General features: G+C 62.8%; 1 pseudogene. It reads right to left on the reverse strand.

From position 1 onward, the window contains the following. Positions 1–374, reverse strand: a pseudogene (locus MTX35_RS25445) (MFS transporter); the annotation flags it as partial.

Here is a 374-nt window from a genome sequence, read left to right on the forward strand (position 1 = left end):
GTAGCTGGGGCAGAGCCGGCTGAATGTGCTGAACGTAACCGGCCGCGAGCACGCTACCGGCTACCGCAATCCCAATCGCGGCACCGATTTCGCGAGCTGCGTCGTTGACCGCGGCAGCCACCCCGTGTTTGGCCTCAGGAGTGTCCGAGACGATGGCGAAAGTCGCAGGGGCGGTACACAACCCCAAACCCGCGCTCATGATGAGCAAGGGCCACAGCAGGTCAGGGTAAGTCGCTGCGACGGTCAGTCTGCTCACCATCACCAGTCCCGCCGCGATGGTGAGCAGACCTACAGTGGTCATCACCCGCAGGCCAACAATGTTCGACAGCCAGGGTGCAATCACCGAGATCACGATGAGCGGCACGACCATAGGG

The organism is Rhodococcus sp. ARC_M12 (genome assembly GCF_022810385.1).
Classification (GTDB): Bacteria; Actinomycetota; Actinomycetes; order Mycobacteriales; family Mycobacteriaceae; genus Rhodococcoides; species Rhodococcoides navarretei.